Genomic DNA, 3923 nt, shown 5'->3' with positions numbered 1-3923 from the left:
ATGCTCGCCACCCCATCTCTGCGTCGTCGTGTGTTCGCCGGTGGCCGGGCGGCGCCCCCGGACGGAGCGCCGCCCGGACGCGCCTCACGGCATCAGCTGGTACTCCGGGAAGTTGCCGGGCAGCCGCTCGCCCGCCGGGCCCTGGGTGACGGCTCGCACCAGCAGCTCGCCGCCGACGAAGGCGCCGCTCCATGACGCGCCGAAGCCTCCGAACAGTTCGTCGCGGTCGCCGCGGGACCGCGGTGTGCCGTGGCCGACCTTGAACGCGCGGATCTGCGGGGCGAGTCGGTCGAAGGTGGCCCGGTCGTCGGTGGAGAGGGTGGCGACGAGGGCGCCGTTGGAGGCGTTCATCGCGGCCAGCAGTTCCGCCTCCGTGTCGACCAGGACGATGGTGTCGACCGGGCCGAAGGGTTCCGCGTGGTGCAGGGGTGAGGAGGGGGGCGGGTTCAGTAGCGTGACCGGATGGACGTAGGCCGAGGTGTCCTGGCCGGGCAGGAAGCGGGCTCCCGCCTCGCTGCCGCGGTGGACGGGGACGGCGCCGCGGTTGATGGCCTCGGCGACCTGGTCGCGGAGTTCCTTCGCCTTGGCCGCGTTGATCACCGGCCCGAAGTCCAGTGCCGGGTACGGGTCGTCGGCGTGCTCGACGGCGAGCGGGTGTCCGAGGCGCAGGGTGCGCACCGCGGGGAGGTAGGCCGCCAGGAACTCGTCGAACAGCTCACGCTGGACGACGAACCGCGGGTAGGCGGTGCAGCGCTGCTTGCCGTAGTCGAAGAGCTTGGGGATGACGGCGGTGAGCGCGTCCCAGTCGGTGTGGTTCCAGATGCCCCAGGTGTTGAGTCCCTCCTGTTCGAGTACGTGGCGCTTGCCGAGGTCGGCGACGGCCGTGGCGACGGCGGCTCCGGTGTCGCGGCCTCCGACGAAGGAGACGCAGCCGATCTCGGGCGCCCGCACCAGTGCCTCGGACAGCTCTCGCCCGCTGCCGCTGACCAGGGTGACGGGGATTCCCTCGCGGGCGGCGAGCGCGCAGGCCAGGGTCAGACAGGCCACACCGCCGTCGGTCGGGGTCTTGGCGATGACCGCGTTGCCCGCCAGTGCCTGCACCAGCATGGCGTGAACGAGCACGCTCATCGGGTAGTTCCAGCTGGCGATGTTGGACACCGGGCCGTCCAGCGGGGCGCGGCCCTCGACCATCGGCTCGATGCCGTCGACGTACCAGCGCACACCGTCGATGGCCCGGTCGACGTCCGCCTGCGCGAGCCGCCAGGGCTTGCCGATCTCCCAGACGAGCAGGAGCGCGAGGAGTTCGCGGTGCTGGGTGAGGGCGTCGAGGGTGGCCGCGACGCGGGCCCGGCGCTCTTCGAGCCGTATGTGCCGCCAGGCGCGGTGCTGGTCGAGGGAGGCGCGGACGGCCTGGTGGGCGGCTTCCCGGTCCAGGCGCGGCGGGCCGGCGATCGGGCTGCCGTCGACGGGGCTGGTGGCGGGCAGCGCCCGGCCGTCGGCCTGCCAGGCGGAGGCCCAGAGGTTGAGGACGCGGTCGTCCCGGAATGCCTCGGGGGCGACGGCGAGGCAGCGCTGCCAGGCGTCGTTCCAGGAGGTACCGGACTTCACCACGAGCTGGGTGGAGTTGAGGGTGGTTGTCATGCGATGTCTCCGCTCTCGGTGCACAGTCGGGGGCGGGGTATGGAGGGGCGCGGCGGGGCCGGACACGTCTCCGTCCGCCGCTGTGTGGTTCCGGGTCAGGCCTGAGGGGCCTCGCGGACCGTGTCCAGCAGGGAGAGCACGTGGCGGGCCGTCTCGGTGGGGGTGTTCCCGACCTTGACGCCGACCGCCTCCAGGGCCGCCTTCTTGGCCTGCGCCGTGCCCGCCGAACCGGACACGATGGCGCCGGCGTGGCCCATGGTGCGGCCCTCGGGCGCGGTGAATCCGGCGATGTAGCCGACGACGGGCTTGCTGACGTGCTCACGGATGTACGTGGCCGCCCGTTCCTCGGCGTCGCCGCCGATCTCCCCGATGAGGACGATCAGTTGGGTGTCGGGATCGTCCTGGAAGGCGGCCAGGCAGTCGATGTGGGTGGTGCCGACGACGGGGTCTCCGCCGATGCCGACACAGGTCGAGAAGCCGATGTCGCGCAGCTCGTACATGAGTTGGTAGGTGAGCGTGCCCGACTTGGACACCAGGCCGACGCGGCCGGACCTGGTGATGTCCGCCGGGATGATGCCGGCGTTGGACTGGCCGGGGGTGATCAGGCCGGGGCAGTTGGGGCCGACGATCCGTGTCCCCTTCTTCTTCGCGTACGAGGTGAAGGCGACGGAGTCGTGGACGGGGATGCCCTCGGTGATGACGACAGCCAGTGCGATCCCCGCGTCGGCGGCCTCGACAACTGCCGCCTTGGCGAAGGCGGGTGGCACGAAGACGACGGTGACGTCGGCTCCGGTCGCCCGTATGCCGTCGGCGACCGATCCGAAGACGGGTACGACACGCTCGTCGAACTCGACGGCCTGGCCGGCCTTGCGCGGGTTGACGCCGCCGACCACGTCGGTGCCGGCCGCGAGCATGCGCCGGGTGTGTTTCATGCCCTCGCCGCCGGTCATGCCCTGGACGAGGACCCTGGACTCCTTGGTCAGGAAGATGGCCATGTCCCGCTCCTTCGACCGGCGTTGGCGAGTTCGGCGGCTCGGCGGGCGGCACCGTCCATGCTGGTGGCCTGCTGGACCAGGGGGTGGGCGCGCTCGTCGAGAACAGCCCGGCCGCGGGCGGCGTTGTTGCCGTCGAGGCGCACGACGAGCGGCTTGGTGAGCCGGACCTCTTCCAGGGCCTTGACGATGCCGTCGGCGACCGCGTCGCAGGCGGTGATGCCGCCGAAGACGTTGACGAACACGGACTTCACGGCCGGGTCCGACAGGATGACCGTCAGTCCGTCGGCCATGACCTGGGCCGAGGCGCCGCCGCCGATGTCTAGGAAGTTGGCCGGACGGGCTCCGCAGCCGGCGACCACGTCCAGGGTCGACATGACCAGGCCGGCACCGTTGCCGATGACGCCGACCTCGCCGTCGAGCTTGACGTAGTTGAGGCCCATCGCGGCGGCAGCGGCCTCCAGCGGATCGTCGTAGGAGATGCTTTCGCTTTCCCGACGTGGCTGGCGGAAGCGGGCGTTGTCGTCGAGGGTGACCTTGCCGTCGAGGGCGAGGATGTGCCCCTGCCGGGTGCGGACGAGCGGGTTGACCTCGACGAGGACGGCGTCCTGGCGGACCAGGACCTCCCACAGTCGTACGAGAACGTCGACGGTCTGCGGTGGCAGTCCGGCCGCCTCGGCGATCTCGCCCGCCTTGGCCGAGGTGACGCCCTCGGCGGGGTCGACGTGGACACGGGCGACCGCGTCCGGGTCGGCCGCGGCAACCTCCTCGATGTCCATGCCGCCCTCCGCCGAGGCGATGGCGAGGAAACGGCCCGCGGTCCGGTCGAGGACGTAGGCGACATAGAACTCGCTCTCGATGTCCACCGGTTGGGCCAGCATGACCTTGCCGACCGTGTGTCCCTTGATGTCCATGCCGAGGATCCGGCGTGCCGTCTTCTCGGCCTCGGCCGGGTCGGCGGCGAGCCGCACCCCGCCGGCCTTGCCCCGGCCGCCGGTCCTGACCTGCGCCTTGACGACGACGCTGCCGCCGAGCCTACGGGCGATCGTGCGTGCTTCCTGGGGCGAGTCGGCGACCTCGGCCCTCGGCACAGGGATCCCGTGTTCCTCGAAAAGCCCCCGTGCTTCGTGCTCGTACAGGTCCATGCTTGGGCTCCCGTCTCAATGTGCACGACTCAAAAGTGCTGCACGCCCCCTGGACATCACCCATCGGATGCGGGATAACAATCTTCATACAGTATTCGTCGACTGTATGCAATGTGCCACACATGGCCGTGAGGTGATCCATGAC

General features: G+C 70.8%; 3 protein-coding genes. All 3 read right to left on the bottom strand.

Going from position 1 to position 3923, the window contains the following annotated elements; translation table 11 throughout:
* Nucleotides 1-84: 84 nt before the first annotated feature.
* The 3 genes from ABZT06_RS50275 to sucC all read right to left on the bottom strand — a co-directional run bounded on the left by ABZT06_RS50275 (nt 85) and on the right by sucC (nt 3778).
* Nucleotides 85-1641, bottom strand: a complete 1557-nt coding sequence (locus ABZT06_RS50275; RefSeq protein WP_355756597.1) for an aldehyde dehydrogenase family protein — start codon at nt 1639-1641, stop codon at nt 85-87.
* Nucleotides 1642-1736: 95 nt separating this feature from the next.
* Nucleotides 1737-2636 carry a succinate--CoA ligase subunit alpha gene (sucD, locus tag ABZT06_RS50270; protein ID WP_355756594.1) on the bottom strand — a complete coding sequence of 300 codons (900 nt, stop codon included), beginning with the start codon at nt 2634-2636 and terminating at the stop codon, nt 1737-1739.
* Nucleotides 2621-3778: an ADP-forming succinate--CoA ligase subunit beta gene (gene sucC / locus ABZT06_RS50265; protein WP_355756591.1), complete on the bottom strand. Its 1158-nt coding sequence runs from the start codon at nt 3776-3778 to the stop codon at nt 2621-2623. Before sucC ends, sucD begins: the two co-directional genes overlap by 16 nt.
* Nucleotides 3779-3923: the final 145 nt, after the last annotated feature.

It is taken from the genome of Streptomyces sp. NPDC005483, from assembly GCF_040606035.1.
GTDB lineage: Bacteria > Actinomycetota > Actinomycetes > Streptomycetales > Streptomycetaceae > Streptomyces.
This window is presented reverse-complemented; position numbering and strand designations above follow the sequence as displayed.

Coding starts and splice junctions, on each gene's coding strand:
- ABZT06_RS50275 (WP_355756597.1), bottom strand. CDS start 1,641: ATGACAACCACCCTCAACTCCACCCAGCTCGTGGTGAAGTCCGGTACC.
- sucD (WP_355756594.1), bottom strand. CDS start 2,636: ATGGCCATCTTCCTGACCAAGGAGTCCAGGGTCCTCGTCCAGGGCATG.
- sucC (WP_355756591.1), bottom strand. CDS start 3,778: ATGGACCTGTACGAGCACGAAGCACGGGGGCTTTTCGAGGAACACGGG.